Origin of the sequence: Pseudomonas sp. BN417 (assembly GCF_029871205.1) — a bacterium.
Lineage (GTDB): Bacteria > Pseudomonadota > Gammaproteobacteria > Pseudomonadales > Pseudomonadaceae > Metapseudomonas.
Map to the genome: position 1 here is coordinate 141 of NZ_SSOJ01000139.1, position 18,386 is coordinate 18,526.

An 18,386-nucleotide genomic window follows, 5' to 3' on the forward strand; every position below is an offset into this window, starting at 1 on the left:
CCGGATGCAGGGGCGAGCGTTCTTGGTTACTTCTTTGTGGTTCGGCATCCCGACGTTTGAAAGAAGTGACTCGCCGGGAGGCGAAACAGGGACTCGCAGCCCACTCGATAAGCAACCCGGCTCAGGACGCTCTAGCAACACTTAATGCAAATTCGCCCCTACAGATGAAATCGAACGCCAACCACAAACCTGATCACAGCTGCGCCACATGCCCCTCGGCCCGGCGATGGGCCATCAGGTGCGGCAGCACCGCCGATAGAAGCGGCTCCTTGAACGCTTCCTGGAAGCGATGGGCCAAGCCGGGGATCAGTTTGAGTTCCGAACCCTTGATATGCGCCGCGACATGCACGCCGTGCATCACCGGCAGCAATGGATCGGCGGTGCCGTGCACCACCAGGGTCGGCACCTGCAGGCGGTTGAGCAGATCGACGCGGCTGGGCTCGGCGAGGATGGCCAGTATCTGCCGCTGAACGCCTTCGGGGTTGAAGGAGCGGTCATAGGCTTTGGCCGCCTGTTCCAGCAGCTGTCCGCGATCATCGCTGACGTCGGGGCTGCCGAGGGCGGCCAGCAGGTCGGCCTGTTGCTGGATGGCCACGTCCCGGCTCGGCGCCTCGCGCCTGGCCAGCAGCTCCAGCAACGCCGGGCTCGGCGCCGGCAGGCCCTCGGCGCCGGAGCTGGTCATCACCAGGGTCAGACTGAGCACCCGCTGCGGCGCCAGGTCCGCGAGGTGCTGGGCGATCATCCCGCCCATGCTGGCGCCCAGGACATGGGCCTGGCGAATCCCCAGGGCGTCCAGCAGGTGCAGCGAATCACCGGCCATGTCCCGCAGACCGTAAGGCGCCGACACCGGCAGGCCCAGGCGATAGCGCACGACTTCGTAAGGCAGGTTCGCCGAGGGCACGGCGCCGGTCCAGGCGGACAGCCCGACGTCGCGGTTATCGAAACGAATCACCCGGAAACCGCTCTCGCAGAGCCGTTCCACCACTTCGTCCGGCCAATGGATCAGTTGCCCGCCCAGGCCCATGATCAGCAGCAACGCCGGGTCCCGTTCCCGCCCCACGCTCTGGTATGCCAGGCGCACCTCGCCCAGGTCGACGGTCTCCGTCGGCACGGTCACATCGCAGCGGGCGAAAGCAAAGGAAGGCAAGCCGCAAATGAGCGCGGCGAGCAGGATCAGCACACGCATGTCGGAAATCCAGAACGCAAAACCCCAGTTGAACGCGATTCTGATGAATTCCAGTGATTCGCACTGCCACAAAACCGTGACAGTTTGATGAATGGTGCCGAACGGTCATTGCCAGGACCGGGAAGGCAGCCGGCGCGGCCGCCTTCCCGGCGCCTGACTCAGACGCGGACCTGGCGCTGCGGGGCGCTGCTGCGCTGAGCGGTTTCCCAGTTGGCGGCCAGGCCCACCGGCAGGTCCTCGGGTGCCAGCGGCCGGCGGCCGCGAACCAGGTCCGAGGCGCGCTCGGCGAGCATGATGGTCGGCGCGTTGAGGTTGCCATTGGGCTCGGTGGGGAAGACCGACGAATCGATCACCCGCAGGCCCTGGATGCCGCGCACCCGCAGCTCGGAGTCCACCACCGCCATGTCGTCCTCGCCCATGCGACAGGAACCGCAGGGGTGCATGGTGCTCTCCATGTTGGCGCGCACGAAGGCGTCGATCTGCTCGTCCGTCTGCACGTCCGGTCCGGGTGCCAGCTCCTCGCCCCGGTAACGGTCCATGGCCGGCTGGCCGATGATCTCGCGGGTCAGGCGCACGCAGCGGCGGAAGCCCTCGCGGTCCTCCTCGCTCTCCAGATAGTTGAAGCGGATTTCCGGGTGCTGGTAAGGGTCGGCCGACAGCGCGTGGACGTGGCCACGGCTCTTCGGCTTGTTGGGCCCGGTCAGCACCATGAAGCCATGGCCCTTGAAGGGCTTGTCGCCGTCGTAACGCATGGCCGCCGGCAGGAAGTGGAACTGGATGTCTGGCCAGCGCAGCCCCTGCTCGGAGCGGATGAAGCCACCCGCCTCGAAGTGGTTGCTGGCGCCCAGGCCGTCCTTGAACAGCAACCAGCGCAGGCCGATCAGGGCCTTGGCGAACAGGCCCATCTTGCTGTTCAGCGTCACCGGCTCCTTGCATTCGTACTGGATGTAGATTTCCGAGTGATCTTGCAGGTTCTCGCCCACCCCCGGCAGGTCGTGCCTGACCTCGATCCCGGCCTTCTTCAGCACCGCCGCAGGTCCAATACCGGAACGCTGCAGCAGGTGCGGCGAGCCGATGGGCCCGGAGGAAACCAGCACTTCGCGGTTGCAGTACACGGTGTGGGTCCGGCCGCCCTGGTCATACTCCACGCCCACGGTGCGCTTGCCATCGAGGAGGATGCGGCGGGTCATGGCATGGGTGACCACCGTCAGGTTGGGCCGCTCCATGGCCGGCCGCAGGTAGGCGTTGGCGGTGGACCAGCGCACGCCATCCTTCACCGTCATGTGCATGGCGCCGAAGCCTTCCTGCATGTAGCCGTTGCAGTCGTCGGTCTTGATGTAGCCGGCCTCGGCGCCGGCCTCCACCCAAGCGCCGTAGAGCGGGTTCTGCATGTTGTTGCCGTTGTTGGTGGACAGCGGACCGCTGGCGCCGCGGTAGTCGTCGCCGCCGAACTTGTAGTTCTCGGCGCGCTTGAAGTACGGCAGGCAGTTGCGGTAGCCCCAGTTCTTCGCGCCCAGGGACTCCCATTCGTCGAAGTCGTAGGCGTGGCCACGGATGTAGACCAGGCCGTTGATGGAAGAAGAACCGCCGAGCACCTTGCCGCGCGGGCAGTGCAGGCGACGGCCGTCGAGGTGCGGCTCGGCCGCCGTCTCGTAGCGCCAGTTGTACTTCTTGGTGTTCATCGGGATGGAAAAGGCACTGGGCATCTGGATCAGCACGCTGCGGTCGCTGCCGCCGAATTCCAGGACCAGCACGGAGGTGCCGGCGTCCTCGGTCAAGCGGTTGGCCAGAACGCAGCCGGCCGAACCCGCACCAATGATGATGTAGTCGTATCTGTTAGCCATGATCTTTCTCGCAATGAAACTGGACGGGGCCGGAGCGGTTACCAGGCTTTACCCGTCGTGAATTGGGGAGCGTCTTTCTCGATCTGGCGAATGAGGGTTTCCTCTTTCTTCAGATCGAGCGACAGACACAGCAGGTAGTAGGCGACACCCGAAACGATCAGGCCGACCAGCCACGCCATGTCCACGCTGCCGATCATCCGGGCCAGCGGGCCGACGTAGACCTCCTCGGGACCGCTGAAGATGGTGAAGAACGGGATCATCACCACGAAGCCGATCAGGTAGGCGATCAGCCCGCGGCTGCCCCAGTGGCCATAGATGTTGTCGTGGGGCAGGAAGAAGTGCGGGATGGCATAGCGGCCCTTGCGCACGAAGAAGTAGTCGGTGAGGTTCACCGCCGTCCACGGCACCAGGAAATACAGCATCACCACCAGGTACATGTTGAGCATCGACAGGCCCGAACCTGAGGCATTGATGCTGATCGCCACGCCCAGCTGCAGGAGCACGACGAAAATAATCGCCAGGATGCGTACCCTGGCCGTGGGCTTGATCTTCCTGAACGAGTCCACGCCGGTGATGGTGGTGAGCTTGGCGCTGTAGATGTTCATCGCGATTACTGGCAGGAAGGCCAGGATGGTGATCGCCACCACCACCGTTCCCAGCTGCGGGGCGAAACTCGCACCGACACTGTTGAGCGCGACGAGAACATCGGTGGTACGCAGGTGCTCCGCCAGCCAGCCGCCGACCGAGATCATCCAGGCCCCCGAGAGTGAGGCTCCAACGAACACCGCCGTGATCAGCTTTCCGCTCGAAGTGTTCTTCGGCAGGTAACGGGAGTAGTCCGAGACATAGGGCGCGTAGGCGATGTTGTAGCTGGCGGCCGCCGCGAACTGGGCGACGAATCCGGTCAGGGTGAACCCGAGCTGGACCGCTTCGGTGCCGTCGGCCGGCAACGGTGCGGACGGAACCCAGCCCAGCAGTACCGCCAACGTCACCAGCCCATAGAGCGGCAGCGACAGGAACAGCGACCACTTGAAGGTCTTGTGCATCCAGTCATGCCCGAGGATCGCCAGGACCGTCGCTGGCACCGAGACAGCGAGGGCAACGGTCATCGGTCCCCAGTGAAACAGCGTCTGCAGGCCCTGCATCATCAGTACCAGATTGACGATGTTGAAGCCGGCGAAGACGAACAGCGTCGCCAGCAACACCAGCACCACACCGCGATAGCCGAACTGGGCGCGGGACTGAATCATCTGCGGCAGGCCGAGATGCGGCCCCTGCGAGCCGTGGAACGCCATGAACAGGGTGCCGAACATGATGCCCAGCGTACCGGCGATCATGGTCCAGAACGCGCTCAAACCCACGCTCGGCCCCACGAAACCGATGGTCATGGTGAAAAAGGTGAAATTGCCGACGAACCAGAAGGGGCCCTGAGCGGACAGCTTGTCGGTTCTCTCGTTCTCCTGGATGAAATCGATGGAGTGGCCTTCGATTTCCAGTCCGCGTTGTCCCTCGGTCGCGGACAGACTTTGCGATGCTGATTTCATGGTATCTCCGCTCTTATTTTCGTATGGAGTATCACCAGGGTCCGCACCCCGGCAGCCCGTAAGGAACTGCCTGGCAAGGCGGGTGCGGATCGATCATGCGGCGGCAGCGGGGACTGCCGACGCCTCAGCTGAAGTCACTTAAGGAAGTGTGATCCACACCGCCTTGGTTTCCAGCAGGTAGTCCAGTTGTTCCGACCCAAGGTCCTTGCCGTAGCCCGACTGCTTGTAGCCGCCGAAGGGCATGGAAGGATCGAGGGTGCTGTGGGCGTTGACGTAGACGGTCCCGGCACGCAAGCGCGGGATGAGGCTGTGGACCCGCCCGAGGTCGTTGGAGTAGAGCGCGGCAGCCAGGCCAAAGGCGGAGTCATTGGCCAGGGCCAGGGCCTCCTCCTCGTCATCGAAGGGCGCGGTCACCAGCACCGGACCGAAGATCTCCTCCTGGACGATGCGCATGTCATTGCGGCAGTTGGCGAAGATCGTCGGCTGTACGAAGTAGCCTGGGCCATCGACGGGCTGGCCGCCGAAATACAGCTCCGCGCCTTCGGCCTTGCCGATCTCGATGTACTCAAGCACCCGCTGCTGTTGTTGGCGCGACACCATCGGGCTGATGAAGCAGTCGGGGTCCAGCCCGGGAGCGATCTTCAGGGTCGCGGTGTAGGCGGCCAGCTCGCGCAGGAACTCGGCGTAGACGCTACGGTGTACATAGGCGCGGGTACCGGCGTCGCAGACCTGGCCAGAGTTGAAGAACACACCGTTGGCTACTGCCTGGGCCGCCGCCTTGATATCGGCATCGGCGAAGACGATCACCGGCGACTTGCCGCCAAGCTCCAGGGTCAGGCGCTTCATCTGGTCCATGGCCGCCTTGCCCACATTGCAGCCAACCGGCGTCGAGCCCGTGAAGCTAAGCTTGTCGATGCCCGGATGGCTGGCCATGGCCGCGCCGACCACGCTGCCACGGCCGGTGACGATGTTCACCACGCCGTCGGGAATGCCGGCTTCCTGCACCAGCTCGGCGAAGCGCAGGGCGGAAAGAGAGGTCAGCTCGGCCGGCTTGACCACCACAGTGCAGCCCACCGCCAGGGCGGCGCCGAGCTTCCAGGCCATGGTCTGCAGCGGGAAGTTCCAGGGCACGATGACGCCCACCACGCCCACCGGCTCCTTGCGCGTATAGGCTAGGTAGTTGCCAGGCAGAGAGGGCTCCACGGTGCGCCCGTGGATCTTGCTGGCCCAGCCGGCGAAGTAGCGGAAGGTGTCGATGGTGCCCTGGATGTCCACGGCGCGCGCCTGGGCCACCGACTTGCCCATGTCGATGGATTCGATCTCCGCCAGCTCATCGGCATTGGCCTCGATCAGGTCGGCCAGGCGATGCAGCAGGCGCTCGCGCTCCAGGGGCTTCTGCTGGCTCCAGGCGCCACCGTCGAACTGCGCGCGGGCCGCTTGTACGGCGCGGTCCAGGTCGTCCGCGGTGCCCATGGGGATACGGCACAGTTCCCCCTCGCTGGAGGGTTCGATCACTTCGGCGCTGGCGCCATCCGAGGCATCCCGCCAGGCGCCGCCAATGAAGAGTTGCTTGGGTTTGGAGAGGAAGCGCTGGGTCGCTTCGGAAACGCCGTATTGCTGCAGGTAATTTTTTGTTCTGGTGTCCATCGTCGTTCTCGTCGTCATGCGCAGGGCGCGTGGTCGGGAAGACGGCGAGCAGGCCTTGCCACGGATCGCCGTTGAGTCGACTATGGCCCCGGTTTCACATTGGTAAAATGCAAAAGATCAGATACAAAAATCGGAAAAAACCGATCTTAAAAAAGGCGGGAGGTTGCGGTGATCCAGCTCTATGACATCGACCTGAAACTGCTGCGGGTTTTCGAGACCATCGTTCGCTGTGGCGGCTTCTCCGCTGCCCAGGCCACCCTCAATGTTGGGCAGTCGACCATCAGCGAACAGATGACCCAGCTGGAGGCGCGCCTCGGGGTCAAGCTCTGCCAGCGCGGGCGCAGCGGCTTCCGCCTCACCGAGCAGGGTGTGGCCATCCACGAAGCGACCCAGCGTCTGCTGTCGGCAGTGGAAGCCTTCTGCATGGACGCCGACGTGCTCAAGCAGCACATCAGCGGCACCCTCAATCTCGGCAGCATCGACACCACCATCACAGACCCGGACTCGCCCCTGCCGGCCACCACCCAGCGCTTCGTCGCGCGCGGGCATGACGTCCACCTCAACGTCTACGTCGGCACGCCATCCGAGCTGGAGGAGCGGGTGCTGGACGGCCGCCTGCACCTGGCCATCGGCCATTTTCCCTTCCGCGTGCCCGGCCTGCACTACAGAACGCTCTACCAGGAAGTGCTCGGCCTCTACTGCGGCCGCCACCATCCGCTCTACCTGAGCAAGGCGGCGGACGACGAGCTGCAGCAGCAGATCGCCGCCTCGCGCCTGGTGGCCCGGGGGTTCATGCAGCAGAACGACATGGAGCTGGTGGGCGCCAGCAAGGCCGCGGCCACCGTGGATAACATCGAGGCGGCGGCGATCCTGATCATCTCCGGCGCGTACGTGGGCTTCCTGCCCCGCCATTTCGCCGCCCGCTGGGTGGAAACCGGCGACATGCGCCCGCTGCTGCCCGAGCGCCTGCGCCCGCTGGCCGCCTTCGACGCCATCACCCGCCGCGGCCTGGCACCACCGCCGATCCTGCAGGCGTTTCTCGATGATCTGGCGGGGAATGCGCGGGCCTGATCCCTGGCCCGGATGCTCACGGCCGGACTTCAGCGGCAGTTGAACTCCGCCCGCAACGTCCTCGCCGCCGCCACCATGTTCACCAGCGCCGCCTCGGTTTCCGGCCAGGCGCGGGTCTTCAGGCCGCAATCCGGGTTGACCCAGAGCCGCTCGGCGGGAATGCGTTCGGCGGCCTTGCGCAGCAGCTTGGCCATCTCGGCGCTGTCCGGAACCCGTGGCGAGTGGATGTCGTAGACACCCGGGCCGATCTCGTTTGGATAGGCGAAGGCTTCGAAGGCGTCCAGCAGCTCCATGTCCGAGCGCGAGGTCTCGATGGTGATGACGTCGGCATCCATGGCGGCGATGGATTCGATCACGTCGTTGAACTCGCTGTAGCACATGTGGGTGTGGATCTGGGTTTCGTCCTTCACCCCGCTGGCGGTCAGGCGGAAGGCCTCGGTAGCCCAGTCCAGATACGCTTGCCAGCCCGACTTGCGTAGCGGCAGGCCCTCGCGGAAGGCAGCCTCGTCGATCTGCACGATGCGGATCCCGGCCTCTTCCAGGTCCACCACTTCGTCACGAATCGCCAGCGCCAGTTGCTTGGCCTGCACCTCGCGGGAGACGTCTTCGCGGGGGAAGGACCACATCAGCATGGTCACCGGGCCGGTCAGCATGCCCTTCATCCACTTGACGGTCAGGTCCTGGGCATAGCGGATCCACTCAACGGTCATGGCCTTCGGCCGGCTCAGGTCGCCGTAGATCACCGCCGGCTTCACGCAGCGGGAACCGTAGCTCTGCACCCAGCCGAACCGGGTGAAGGCATAGCCGTCCAGCTGTTCGGCGAAGTACTCGACCATGTCATTGCGCTCCGCCTCGCCGTGCACCAGCACATCCAGGTCCAGGCGCTCCTGCACTTCTACCGCATGGCGGATTTCTCCTTGCATGGCCTCGGTGTACTCAGCCTGCGACAGCTTGCCCTGCTTGAAGGCCTGGCGCGCCAACCGGATAGCCGAGGTCTGCGGGAAGGAGCCGATGGTGGTGGTCGGGAAGGCCGGCAGGTCGAGCCGTTCGCGCTGCTTGACGATGCGCTCGGCAAACGGAGATGGACGCTGGCTGTCTTCCGGCCGAAGGGCCGCAACACGAGCCTGAACGGCCGGCTTGTGGATGCGCGGCGAAGCGGCCCGGCTGTCCTGCACGGCGCGGCTCCGGGCCAGGGCCTCCAGCACCGCTGGGGCTTCCGGCTCGGTCAGGGCACGGGCAAGCAGGGCAACTTCCTCGCACTTCTGCACGGCGAAGGCCAGCCAGCTCTTCAGCTCGGCATCCAGCTGATCTTCGCGGGCCAGGTCCACCGGGCTATGCAGCAGCGAGCAGGACGGCGCCACCCAGAGACGCTCGCCCAGACGCTCATGGGCGTGACGCAGCACCGCCAGCGCCTTGTCCAGGTCGCAGCGCCAGACATTGCGGCCGTTGACCAGGCCAAGCGACAGCACCTTGTAGGCCGGCAGGCGGTCGAGAATGGTCGGGTACTGCTCGGGGGCACGCACCAGGTCGATATGCAGGCCATCCAGGGGGAGGCTGGCGGCCAGGCCGAGGCTGTCTTCAAGGCCGCCGAAATAGGTGGCGATCAGCTTCTTCAGCGGCTCGCGCTGGAGAATGTTGTAGGCGCGCTCGAAGGCGTTCTTCCATTCCTGCGGCAGGTCCAGCACCAGGATCGGCTCATCGATCTGAACCCACTCCACGTCTTGGGCGGCCAGGCGCTGGAGGATTTCGCCATAGACCGGCAACAGGCGCTCTAACAGGTCGAGCTTGTCAAAGCCCTCGGTTTCAGCGGCAGCGCCCTTGACCTTGCCCAGCCAGAGGTAGGTCAGCGGGCCCATCAGCACCGGCTTGACGTTGTGGCCCAGGGCCTTGGCCTCCTCCACTTCCTCGAAGAGCTGTTCCCAGCTCAGGGCGAACTGCTGGTCGGCACTGAATTCGGGGACCAGGTAGTGGTAGTTGGTGTCGAACCATTTGGTCATCTCCTGGGCATGGGCGCCGCTGCAGCAGCTGTCACTCACACCGCGGGCCATGCCGAACAGGGTCTGCAAGGTCGGTTTGGCGTTGCCCTGTCCACGGAAGCGTTCGGGGATGACGCCAAAGGTCAGGGAATGGGTCAGCACCTGGTCGTACCAGGCGAAGTCGCCCACCGGCAGCAGCTCGATGCCGGCGTCCTTCTGCAGCTGCCAGTGCTCGGCGCGCAGCTGCCGGCCAACGGCGCGCAGGCCGGCTTCATCCAGTTCGCCCTTCCAGAACGCTTCCTGGGCTTTCTTCAGTTCACGGTCGCGACCGATGCGCGGGAAGCCGAGGGAATGGGACAGGGCCATGTGGTGAATCTCCATGCAAGTGATGGAGCCATTGTCGACAGTCATGGCCACTTGAGACAAACTCAACAAATTCGTGTTGATCTCAAGTTTTGCTCATGGAGGGCCGTCCCATGCTCGAGTTGCGCCACCTCAAGACCCTGCACGCCCTGCGGGAAGCCGACAGCCTGGTGGAAGCCGCCGAGCGCCTGCACCTGACCCAGTCCGCCCTGTCCCACCAGTTCAAGGAACTGGAGGAGCGCCTCGGCATGCAGTTGTTCGTGCGCAAGACCAAGCCGGTGCGCTTTACCAGCGCCGGCCTGCGCCTGCTGCAGCTGGCCGATAGCGTGCTGCCGCAACTGCGCAGCGCCGAGCGCGACCTGTCGCGGCTGGCCGGCGGCACCGCCGGCCGGCTGCACATGGCTATCGAATGCCACAGTTGCTTCCAGTGGCTGATGCCCACCATCGACCAGTTCCGCGACGCCTGGCCCGAAGTGGAGCTGGACCTGGCCTCGGGATTCTCCTTCGCCCCCCTGCCCGCCCTCGCCCGCGGCGACCTGGACCTGGTGGTGACCGCCGACCCCATCGACCTCGCCGGCATCACCTATGTGCCGCTCTTCACCTATGAGGCCTTGCTGGCTGTGGATAACCAGCACGCCTTGGCCGGCAAGCCCTACATAGTCCCCGAGGATCTTGCCAGCCTGACCCTTATCACCTACCCGGTGGAACGTGATCGCCTGGACATCTTCACGCGCTTCCTCGAGCCGGCCGATGTGGAGCCGGCGCAGGTGCGCACCTCGGAACTCACGGTGATGATGATGCAGCTGGTGGCCAGCGGCAGGGGCGTATGCTGCCTGCCCAACTGGGCACTGCACGAGTACAGCTCGCGCGGCTATGTCACCGCCAAGCGCCTCGGTGACAAGGGGCTGTACTGTACGCTATTCGCGGCGATCCGTGCCGATATGCTGGACGCGCCCTTCATGCGCGACTTCCTGCTGACCGCCAAGGACACGTCGTTTGCCACGCTCGAAGGTGTCAGCGCCGCACGATGAGCCCCTGCCCCCGAGCAACAGATCCTTCGCGAAAAACCGGGAAGATGCTGAGGCATATCGGATTGGCAATCCGGTGTGAGGGCGTCGGTTCTGGGGTCCTGCTCATTGCCGAGTGGGCAAACTGATACCGCGTTACCCGCCCCCTCGCCAATCCCCCCGCACCAGCCATTTCCTGCACGAAAAAGCCGTTGCCGCCGGTACCAGCTGTCCCTTCAGCCCTTCAGCGGCACCCAGACTTCGACATGGCCGGTGCCGGCCATGGGATCGAAATCCGCGCTATAGCGCTCGAACTCCGGCGCATCCGCCGCCAGCAGGCCAGACTGCGGCAGCCAGCGCTGGAAGATGGCGGCGAAGGTTTCGTGGATGCTGGAGATATGCCCGCGGTGCCGGAACACCACATAGCGCCGTGGCGGCAGGCGCTGGTAGGTGAAGCCTGTGGGCAGGTCGTCGGTGCGGCTGACCCGCACGCCGGCGATGTACTCGAAGCTCCCTTCCTCGTCCGGGCTGTGGCAGAGGCCGAAGGTCTCCTCGCCCTGCTGACCCGGCACCCGGCCGATGTAGGGCACGAAGCGCTGCCAGAGGGCGGCTATGCCTTGGGTCTTGTCGGACGTGAAACGCTCTCCGAGCCCGGCGATCAACAGCTCATCGCCCTGTTCGAAGCGTGGTTCGGATAGTGGAAAAGTGCTGGTCGGTTGCATACGCATGGCCTCCCTCAGTTCGATGCCATCCAGGTTGGCGCGCGCCCGCAGGCCTTCCGGCGTGATGCCGAACTGCTCGCGGAACGCCCGGGTGAACGCCTCGTGGGGGCCATAGCCCGCTTCCAGCGCCAGGCCGAGGATGTCCTGCTCACCGTCGGCGAGCCGCCGCGCCGCCCTGCTCAACCGCCGTACACGCGCATAGCGCATCACCGGCCAGCCCGTAGCGACGACGAAGTCCCGAGCCAGGCGAAAGCGCGATACGCCGCAGGCGTCGGCGATGGCCTGGAGATCGAGGTTGCCGTCGAGATCGCTTTCGATCAGCCAAAGGGCCTTGCCGGTAGGGTCGTGCATGGTCATTCCTTACGAGGTGCGGGGAAAGTGTGCCGCGAGCGTGAGGGAGGCACTTGATCGTTCTTGCAGGGCGAGGCGTATGGTTTCAATTTCCCAGCACGCCTCCCCGTTTTCCCCTGAGCATCATCTCGATATCGAAGGGCTGATGTGCCTCAGAGCGAGGCGTTGAGCTCGGCGATCAGCGCCTCGCGGTGCTTGAGCGCGGCCACCGAGGCTTCGCCCAGCCGGCTGGCCACGGCGCTGAGGATGCCTTCGGCCAGCAGCATGAAGGCGCACATGCTGTTACTGAAGAACAGGCTCTGGTTGGGCACGTAGAAGCTGTAGCGGGCAATCTTCGCCAGCGGCGAGTTGCTGGAGTCGGTCAGCGCGACCACATGGATGCCGTGCTTGGCCGCCACTTCCGCCGTGGCCAGCACGCTGGGGGTATAGGGGAAGCAGCTCGCCACCACCAGCACATCACCTTCGTCCAACTGGGCCAGAGCATCGGCCACGCCCTGGCGGGCGGAGTCCAGCGGCGCAACATCCGGGCGCAGCATGCCTAGGGCGTAGGCCATGAACAGCGCCAGGGAGTTGAACTGGCGCATGCCGTGGATGCGCACGCGCCGGGCGGCGGTGAGCAGCTCGACGGTGGCGTCGAAATCGGCGCAATCCACCTGTTCGATCATGCTCGCCATATTGGCGCTTTCCTGGCGGCCGAGACGGGTCAGTTGGCCGATGCTGTCGTTGCTGCCGCTGGGCACCAGCAGGCGCGATGCCTGGTCGCTATAGAAGGTGCGGCCCTCGGTGACTTCGCGGCGGAACACATCCTGGAACTTGCTGAAGCCACCGTAGCCGAGCTTCTGCGCCAGGCGCGAGAAGGTCGAGGGATTCACCCCCAACTGATCTGCCAATTCGCTGATGGAGGACACCGCTGCGCGCTGGGGCGCCTCGATCAGGGCGGTGAGGACGCGGCGCGAGCTGCTGCCGAGGGAAATGTCGGCTTCCCGCCGCTCGATGGCTTCGAGCAGCAGTTTCAGGCCCGCAAGGGTATCGGGGGGATTTGCCATGACAGCATCCATCTGAAGGTTTCCCGGGACGCGCCCCGGTGGCAGGCGCCCATAGTAGCGGGCCTTGGACCCGGCGGCGATGGGCGGCGCCACGTCAGGACACGACCCGCCCGCTGAGCGTCGGGGTGTGGATATCCGCCTCGGTGTACACAGCCCAGTCCACGGCATCGGCACCGATCAGGAACAGCGCCGTGGCCAAGGTGTTCTCGTCGTCCGGATCATCGGCTGCGCACCGGTAGACCGGCAGGTCGCCGCCCGATGTGTCGCGCAGGATGGCCAGCGCCTCTGCGCGGTCGAGCCGTTCGCCCAGGCCAGCGATGCGCGCATCCACACAAGCCTGGCGCTTGCCGGAGCTGCCGGTGATACGTTGCGCGACGCCGCCGAGCGCCGGGTGGACCAGATGGTTGGAGTGGCCGCAGGGATGCTGCACCTCGACCACGGACGCCCCTTCGGAGGTGCCCTCGAAGCTGACCAGGCGCTGGCTCCCCAGCTGCCCCAGGGCATGGTGGAAGGCACCGGCGCGGCCCTCGCTGGCCAGGATATCCACAGCCTCGTCGATGCTCGCCGCATCCAGGCTGGCACGTCCCAGCACCTGCCGGGGCAGGCCCGCGGGTATGGCGCGGGGACGGATGTTGTTCACCGTCACCACCAGGCCCTTCTCGTTCACGGCGAAGGTGTGGCCGGGAATGGAGCCGGGATAGACGAAGGAGGTGAAGCCCAGCCCCTGCTCCGGTGAAACACTGACCAGGGCGCAGTGCCCGCGCAGTTGCGGAAAGCCGTCCTCGTTGTGGGCGATCAGGGTGCCACGGGCGGTGGGGCCGAGCATCGTGGTGCAGCCATCGATGCTCTGCTGCTGCACGAAGTCGCCCCGGCAGTTCCACAGGAAGACCTCTTCCAGCGGCAGCTCCAGTCCGTCCGCCAGGCCTTCGAGTTCCTGCCAGTAGCGAGGGAAGCGCCGCTCCACGGCGGCACGCATGCTGCGGGCGGCATCGCTGCCGGCAAGGTCCGCCAGACGCTGCCACAACGGCAGCGGTCGCAGGTGCCGGTGAACCGCCTCGCGGCCGAATTCGCCCAGGCCGTGGCCGATGTCGTAGGCGCCGCCGCCCAGATGGAGGTGAGGAAATGCCATGAGGCTCTACCTGTTCAGGAAACGTGCTGGAGGAACTCGCGCAGGCGCGGGCTCGGCGGGTTGCTGACGAGGGATGCGGGATCGCCGTCCTCGGCGATGCGGCCCTTGTCGATAAAGATCAGGCGGCTGGCCACCTTGCGGGCAAAGTCCACCTCGTGAGTGACGATGACCATGGTCATGCCCTCCTCCGCCAGGTTCTTCATCACCCCCAGCACTTCATGGCGCAGTTCCGGGTCCAGCGCCGAGGTGGGCTCGTCGAACAGCATCAGCTTGGGCTTCACCGCCAGGGCGCGGGCGATGGCCACGCGCTGTTGCTGGCCACCGGAAAGCTCCGACGGATAGTGCCCGGCGCGCTCGGCCAGGCCGACCTTGGCGAGCAGCTCGCGGGCCAGGTTCTCGGCATCGGTCTTGCTGGCGCCGCGCACGCGGATGGGGCCGAAGGCGACGTTCTCCAGGGCGGTCATCTGCGGGAACAGGTGGAACTGCTGGAAGACCATGCCGGCCTCCTGGCGGATCAGCCGCTCTTCCACCTTGGGGTCGTTGACCTCGAAGCCATCGACGTAGAGTTGCCCCCCGCTGATGACTTCCAGCTTGTTGATGCAACGAAGCAGGGTGGACTTGCCGGAACCCGAGGGCCCGATGATGACCACCACTTCACCGCTGCCGATCTTCAGGTCGATGTCGTGCAACACCTGGGTGCTGCCGAAGTGCTTGGAAACGCCCTTGAACTCGATCATAGAATTTTCAGCCTCGATTCGACGCGGCGCAGGGAGTAGCTGAGGGCCAGGGTGATGATCAGGTAGATCACCGCCACCGCCGTCCAGATTTCCATCGCCCTGAAGTTGCCCGCGATCACTTCCTGCCCCTGCCGGGTCAGCTCGGCGACGCCGATGACGATGAACAGCGAGGTGTCCTTGATGCTGACGATCCACTGGTTGCCCAGGGCCGGGATCATCCGCCGGAAAGCCAGCGGGGCGATCACGTAGCGCAGGGTGTCCCGCCCGGAAAGCCCGAGCGCCAGGCCCGCCTCACGAAAACCGCGATTGATGGAAAGCACCGCGCCACGGGTGATCTCGGCGATGTAGGCACCGGAGTTGATCATGATGGTGACCACCGCCGCGCCGAACGGGTCGATGCGCACCGGCACCATCAGCGGCAGGGCGAAATAGATGAACATCACCTGCACCATGATCGGGGTGCCGCGGATCAGCTCGATGAACACCAGCGCCAGCCGGTTGCTGAGGAAGCCGCCATAGGCGCGGGCAAAGCCCGCGACCAGGCCGATGACCACCCCACCCAGGAGCCCGAGCACCGAGATCCACAGGGTGAGTTTGGCGCCTTCGAGCAACACCGGCAGCGCGCCCCAGATGGCATCCCATTGGAAAGACATTGCACTGCTCCTACTTCAGTTCCAGGGCGGGCTTATTGCGGGTCGGTGCCGAACCACTTGCGGTAGATCTCGGCGTAGGTGCCATTCTCGCGCAGCTTCTTCAGCGCGCCGTTTACCGGCTCACGCAGCTCGCTGCCCTTGGGGAAGCCGATGCCGTACTGCTGCGCCATCATCTGCTGGCCCACGGCTTTCACCTGCCCTTCGCCGGCGGTCTTGATGTAGTAGAGGACGTTGGGGGTGTCGTGCATGGCTGCGTCGACGCGCCCGGTGCGCAGTTCCAGATAGGCGTTGTCGATGTTGGGGAACTGGCGCAGGTCGCTGGCCTTGAGGTTGGCCTTGGCGTAATCGGCCGAGGAAGTACCGCTCTTCACCGCCAGGGTCTTGCCGGCGACGTCCGCCTCGCCCTTGATGGCGTCGTTGTCGCTGCGGACCATCAGCAGGAAGCCGCTGTCGTAGTAACCGTCGGAAAAGTCGATGGCCTGCTTGCGCTCTTCCTTGATGGTGATGCCGGCCAGGGCCAGGTCCACGTTGCGGGTTTGCAGCGCGGGGATGATGCCGTTGAAGTCCATGGGCTTGAGCTGGTACTTCCAGCCCAGCTCCTTGGCGATGGCCGCCCAGAGGTCGATATCGAAGCCCACGTACTGGTCGCCCTGCTTGAACTCGAAGGGCACGAAGGCGGTATCGGTGGCGACCAGCAATTCATTGTCGGTGGCGTTGGCGTGGGTGGTTGCGGCGATGGCGAGCGCAGTCAGGGCTGCTTTCAGCAGGTGCTTCATGTGCATGCTTCCTCTCGGTCGTGGACGAACTGGCCCTGGCCGGTACGGCTTCAGGCGATTCTGGCAGTCAAGGTTCAGCAAGGGCCCGAGGAAGGCACCTTGCCGGTTTGTTGTTATCAGCTGCTAGGCCAGTCAGCGACGCGCTGCACGGCTACCATGCTTTCGAGCAAGATAAACATGCATTTTTGACAAATGCAATATCAATTTGCACAACCAAAAAGTACCACGCACCCCCAAATTATCCTCTACAGCCCAATAAACACGGGAAACTCTGAATGGAATACGCTAATCCGCGGAAATCATGAACACACCAGTTGTGGCAAAAATTTATTGCATAACCAGTTTTTGCATATATTCTTTGCCAAAATGCACCGGAGGGCATCATGAGCCACGTATTCCACCGCAGCCTCACCCAGAGCTACCCGACCGCCGTCCAGGGCGACGGCCCCTACGTGATCGACAGCCAGGGCAAGCGCTACCTGGACGCCAGCGGCGGCGCTGCCGTGTCCTGCCTCGGCCACAGCGACGCGGCGGTGATCGAGGCGATCCGCGAGCAGGTCGGCAAGCTCGCCTATGCCCACACCTCCTTCTTCACCAGCGAACCCATGGAGGCGCTGGCGGACTTCCTCATCGAGCGGGCGCCGGAGGGGCTGGAGTCGGTGTACTTCGTCTCTGGTGGCTCAGAGGCGGTGGAAGCGGCGCTCAAGCTGGCGCGCCAGTATTTCGTGGAGATCGGCCAGCCCCAGCGCCGGCACGTGATCGCCCGTCGCCAGAGCTACCACGGCAACACCCTGGGCGCCCTGGCGGCCGGCGGCAACGCCTGGCGGCGCCAGCAATTCCAGCCCTTGCTGATCGACGTCAGCCACGTTTCCCCCTGCTACGCCTATCGCGAACAGCGCGCTGACGAGTCGCCGGAAGCCCTCGGCATTCGCCTGGCGGCGGAGCTGGAAGCGGAAATCCTCCGCCTGGACGCGGACAAGGTGATGGCTTTCATCGCCGAGCCAGTGGTCGGCGCCACCCTCGGCGCGGTGCCGGCAGTGCCCGGCTACTTCAAGCGCGTGCGCGAGGTCTGCGACCGCCATGGCGTGCTGCTGATCCTGGATGAGGTGATGTGCGGAATGGGCCGTACCGGCACGCTGTTCGCCGCCGAGCAGGAAGGCATCAGCGCCGACCTGATTACCGTCGCCAAGGGCCTGGGTGCCGGTTACCAGCCCATCGGCGCAACGCTGGTGAGCGGCCGCATCGTCGATGCGATTCGCCAGGGTTCGGGCTTCTTCCAGCACGGCCACACCTACATCGGCCACGCCACTGCCTGTGCGGCGGCGCTGGCGGTGCAGAACACCATCGAGGAACGCCAGTTGCTGCCGCGCGTGCGGGAGCTGGGCGCGGCCTTGCAAACCCGGCTGCGCGAACGTTTCGCGGAGCATCCCCATGTCGGCGATATCCGTGGCCGCGGCCTGTTCCAGGGTCTGGAGCTGGTGCAGGATCGCGCCAGCAAGGCGCCCTTCGACCCGGCGCGCAAACTCCATGCCCGCGTGAAGAAAGCCGCCATGGCCCACGGCCTGATGTGCTACCCCATGGGCGGCACCCTCGACGGCCGCAGCGGCGACCATATCCTCCTGGCACCGCCCTTCATCCTTGAGGAGCCGCACCTGGACGAACTTGTCCACACGCTCGACGCCGCCCTGCGCGACGCCCTGGCCAATGCCTGAGGAGCCGGTGATGAAGATCGAATCGCGACTGACCGCCCTGACCGAAGAGCAGATGAGCGACGCCCAGCGCGCCGTGCTGAAAGCCATCCTCAGCGGCCCGCGCGGCAATCTGGACGGCCCCTTCCTGGCCTGGGTCCACAGCCCCGAGCTGGCCGACCGCGCCCAGCGGCTGGGCGCGTTCTGCCGCTACGACACTCGCCTGGAGTTGCGCCTGACGGAGCTGGCAATCCTGGTTACCGCGTCCTGGTGGCAATCCCAGGCGGAATGGCAGATCCACGAACCCATCGCCCGCCAGGCCGGCCTCAGCGACGCGGTGATCGAGGCCCTGTGCCAGGGGGTGGAGCCGCCCTACGAGCGGGATGACGAGCGCCTGGTCCATCGCCTGGGCCGCACGCTGTATGCCACGCGGCGAATCGACGATGGGCTCTACGCCGAAGCCGTCGCGGCCTTCGGCGAGCCGGCGGTAGTGGAGCTGGTGGGGGTGTTCGGCTACTACGCCCTGGTGGCCATGACGCTGAATGTGTTCCAGGTGCGGCGCGGGACGGATACGCCGCTGCCCTTCCCGCAGCCCTGAAGCCCCTGGCCAGCGATACCCATCGCAAGTCACCGATGGGTATCGCTT

General features: G+C 65.3%; 15 protein-coding genes. 4 read left to right on the forward strand and 11 right to left on the reverse strand.

What is annotated here, in order from left to right:
- Positions 1 to 193: 193 nt before the first annotated feature.
- The 4 genes from E8F11_RS18175 to E8F11_RS18190 all read right to left on the reverse strand — a co-directional run bounded on the left by E8F11_RS18175 (position 194) and on the right by E8F11_RS18190 (position 6,221).
- Complete coding sequence (locus E8F11_RS18175) at positions 194 to 1,186, reverse strand: alpha/beta hydrolase (protein WP_280290234.1); 993 nt, start codon at positions 1,184 to 1,186, stop codon at positions 194 to 196.
- A 158-nt stretch (positions 1,187 to 1,344) separates the two neighbouring features.
- Complete coding sequence (gene betA, locus E8F11_RS18180) at positions 1,345 to 3,030, reverse strand: choline dehydrogenase (RefSeq protein WP_280290235.1); 1,686 nt, start codon at positions 3,028 to 3,030, stop codon at positions 1,345 to 1,347.
- A gap of 38 nt (positions 3,031 to 3,068) precedes the next feature.
- Positions 3,069 to 4,574: a cytosine permease gene (locus tag E8F11_RS18185; protein ID WP_280290236.1), complete on the reverse strand. Its 1,506-nt coding sequence runs from the start codon at positions 4,572 to 4,574 to the stop codon at positions 3,069 to 3,071.
- A gap of 138 nt (positions 4,575 to 4,712) precedes the next feature.
- The gene (locus E8F11_RS18190; RefSeq protein ID WP_280290237.1) at positions 4,713 to 6,221 is read right to left on the reverse strand and encodes an aldehyde dehydrogenase family protein; all 1,509 of its coding nucleotides are present in this window, start codon (positions 6,219 to 6,221) and stop codon (positions 4,713 to 4,715) included.
- Between the two features lie 168 nt (positions 6,222 to 6,389).
- Between E8F11_RS18190 and E8F11_RS18195 the strand changes: the two genes are divergently transcribed.
- Positions 6,390 to 7,292 (forward strand): LysR family transcriptional regulator, encoded by a 903-nt coding sequence (locus tag E8F11_RS18195; RefSeq protein ID WP_280290238.1) that lies wholly within the window; start codon positions 6,390 to 6,392, stop codon positions 7,290 to 7,292.
- A gap of 29 nt (positions 7,293 to 7,321) precedes the next feature.
- Here the strand turns inward: E8F11_RS18195 and metE are convergent, their stop codons facing one another.
- Complete coding sequence (gene metE / locus E8F11_RS18200) at positions 7,322 to 9,634, reverse strand: 5-methyltetrahydropteroyltriglutamate--homocysteine S-methyltransferase (protein ID WP_280290239.1); 2,313 nt, start codon at positions 9,632 to 9,634, stop codon at positions 7,322 to 7,324.
- A 110-nt stretch (positions 9,635 to 9,744) separates the two neighbouring features.
- Here metE and metR point away from each other — a divergent pair, with 110 nt between their 5' ends.
- On the forward strand, positions 9,745 to 10,662 hold the full coding sequence (gene metR / locus E8F11_RS18205; protein WP_280290240.1) for a transcriptional regulator MetR: 918 nt from the start codon (positions 9,745 to 9,747) through the stop codon (positions 10,660 to 10,662).
- A gap of 212 nt (positions 10,663 to 10,874) precedes the next feature.
- Here the strand turns inward: metR and E8F11_RS18210 are convergent, their stop codons facing one another.
- The 6 genes from E8F11_RS18210 to glnH form a co-directional block, all read right to left on the reverse strand.
- The gene (locus E8F11_RS18210; protein WP_280290241.1) at positions 10,875 to 11,711 is read right to left on the reverse strand and encodes an AraC family transcriptional regulator; all 837 of its coding nucleotides are present in this window, start codon (positions 11,709 to 11,711) and stop codon (positions 10,875 to 10,877) included.
- 152 nt (positions 11,712 to 11,863) lie between these two features.
- Complete coding sequence (locus E8F11_RS18215) at positions 11,864 to 12,757, reverse strand: MurR/RpiR family transcriptional regulator (RefSeq protein WP_280290242.1); 894 nt, start codon at positions 12,755 to 12,757, stop codon at positions 11,864 to 11,866.
- Between the two features lie 94 nt (positions 12,758 to 12,851).
- On the reverse strand, positions 12,852 to 13,886 hold the full coding sequence (locus E8F11_RS18220; protein ID WP_280290243.1) for a C45 family autoproteolytic acyltransferase/hydolase: 1,035 nt from the start codon (positions 13,884 to 13,886) through the stop codon (positions 12,852 to 12,854).
- Between the two features lie 14 nt (positions 13,887 to 13,900).
- Positions 13,901 to 14,623: a glutamine ABC transporter ATP-binding protein GlnQ gene (glnQ, locus tag E8F11_RS18225; protein ID WP_280290244.1), complete on the reverse strand. Its 723-nt coding sequence runs from the start codon at positions 14,621 to 14,623 to the stop codon at positions 13,901 to 13,903.
- On the reverse strand, positions 14,620 to 15,276 hold the full coding sequence (glnP, locus tag E8F11_RS18230; RefSeq protein ID WP_280290245.1) for a glutamine ABC transporter permease GlnP: 657 nt from the start codon (positions 15,274 to 15,276) through the stop codon (positions 14,620 to 14,622). The genes glnQ and glnP overlap by 4 nt, the downstream gene beginning before the upstream one ends.
- Before the next feature lie 32 nt (positions 15,277 to 15,308).
- Positions 15,309 to 16,052: a glutamine ABC transporter substrate-binding protein GlnH gene (glnH, locus tag E8F11_RS18235; RefSeq protein WP_280290246.1), complete on the reverse strand. Its 744-nt coding sequence runs from the start codon at positions 16,050 to 16,052 to the stop codon at positions 15,309 to 15,311.
- A 383-nt stretch (positions 16,053 to 16,435) separates the two neighbouring features.
- Between glnH and E8F11_RS18240 the strand changes: the two genes are divergently transcribed.
- Positions 16,436 to 17,764 (forward strand): aspartate aminotransferase family protein, encoded by a 1,329-nt coding sequence (locus tag E8F11_RS18240; protein ID WP_280290247.1) that lies wholly within the window; start codon positions 16,436 to 16,438, stop codon positions 17,762 to 17,764.
- Between the two features lie 10 nt (positions 17,765 to 17,774).
- A complete protein-coding gene (locus E8F11_RS18245; RefSeq protein ID WP_280290248.1) occupies positions 17,775 to 18,338 on the forward strand; it encodes a carboxymuconolactone decarboxylase family protein in 564 nt (187 codons plus the stop codon).
- Positions 18,339 to 18,386: the final 48 nt, after the last annotated feature.

Bases quoted from the DNA above. Each gene is read 5' to 3' on its own strand.
- E8F11_RS18175 (WP_280290234.1), bottom strand. From the start codon at position 1,186: ATGCGTGTGCTGATCCTGCTCGCCGCGCTCATTTGCGGCTTGCCTTCC.
- betA (WP_280290235.1), bottom strand. From the start codon at position 3,030: ATGGCTAACAGATACGACTACATCATCATTGGTGCGGGTTCGGCCGGC.
- E8F11_RS18185 (WP_280290236.1), bottom strand. From the start codon at position 4,574: ATGAAATCAGCATCGCAAAGTCTGTCCGCGACCGAGGGACAACGCGGA.
- E8F11_RS18190 (WP_280290237.1), bottom strand. From the start codon at position 6,221: ATGGACACCAGAACAAAAAATTACCTGCAGCAATACGGCGTTTCCGAA.
- metE (WP_280290239.1), bottom strand. From the start codon at position 9,634: ATGGCCCTGTCCCATTCCCTCGGCTTCCCGCGCATCGGTCGCGACCGT.
- metR (WP_280290240.1), top strand. From the start codon at position 9,745: ATGCTCGAGTTGCGCCACCTCAAGACCCTGCACGCCCTGCGGGAAGCC.
- E8F11_RS18210 (WP_280290241.1), bottom strand. From the start codon at position 11,711: ATGCACGACCCTACCGGCAAGGCCCTTTGGCTGATCGAAAGCGATCTC.
- E8F11_RS18215 (WP_280290242.1), bottom strand. From the start codon at position 12,757: ATGGCAAATCCCCCCGATACCCTTGCGGGCCTGAAACTGCTGCTCGAA.
- E8F11_RS18220 (WP_280290243.1), bottom strand. From the start codon at position 13,886: ATGGCATTTCCTCACCTCCATCTGGGCGGCGGCGCCTACGACATCGGC.
- glnQ (WP_280290244.1), bottom strand. From the start codon at position 14,623: ATGATCGAGTTCAAGGGCGTTTCCAAGCACTTCGGCAGCACCCAGGTG.
- glnP (WP_280290245.1), bottom strand. From the start codon at position 15,276: ATGTCTTTCCAATGGGATGCCATCTGGGGCGCGCTGCCGGTGTTGCTC.
- glnH (WP_280290246.1), bottom strand. From the start codon at position 16,052: ATGAAGCACCTGCTGAAAGCAGCCCTGACTGCGCTCGCCATCGCCGCA.
- E8F11_RS18240 (WP_280290247.1), top strand. From the start codon at position 16,436: ATGAGCCACGTATTCCACCGCAGCCTCACCCAGAGCTACCCGACCGCC.
- E8F11_RS18245 (WP_280290248.1), top strand. From the start codon at position 17,775: ATGAAGATCGAATCGCGACTGACCGCCCTGACCGAAGAGCAGATGAGC.